This is a genomic window from Mycobacterium sp. E1747, from assembly GCF_001667775.1.
Taxonomy (GTDB): domain Bacteria; phylum Actinomycetota; class Actinomycetes; order Mycobacteriales; family Mycobacteriaceae; genus Mycobacterium.
Map to the genome: position 1 here is coordinate 1 of NZ_LZJI01000103.1, position 508 is coordinate 508.

1 pseudogene is annotated in these 508 nt (G+C 65.6%); it reads right to left on the bottom strand.

Annotated features, from left to right (window positions below):
• Positions 1–477 (bottom strand): annotated as a pseudogene (locus A5695_RS29005) (glycosyl transferase family 1); the annotation flags it as partial.
• Positions 478–508 lie beyond the last annotated feature (31 nt).

Consider the following 508-nt stretch of genomic DNA (forward strand, 5'->3'; position numbering starts at 1 on the left):
ACCCACGGGCGCGGGCAGGAAGGGCACGATCGCCCCGTTGGTCCGCCAGGGGAAGTGATGCAGCGTGGCCAGCGGAATCCCGCAGTATTCCGCGACGTTCGCGGCCGTGTCTTCATAATTCATGCCGGTGAGCAGCAGGGCGGCCCCGTCTGCCAAGGACGTCAGCGTCCTGCTGACCTCCGCTCGGCACAGGGTGAGGGGTTCCACGACTTCCCGCCACATCCGGTCGAGCTTCCGAACCTTCCAAGGGTTCTCGAACCAGTAAGTCCAGTAGTCGCGGTGCGGGTCGAGGACGGCCTTCAATTCCGGCCCATACGCGACGCCGGCCGGTCCGACCGACTCGACGAAGTCGACCATCTCGGGAGCGACAGCCATCGTCACGTCGTGTCCCCGCCGCACCAGCTCACGCCCGACAGTCAGGTAGGGTTCGACCTCGCCGCTGCAGTTCGGACCCGACCACAACCGACGGCTCGACATCACCTCGAGTTCCGTAGCTTGCCAGCACAAA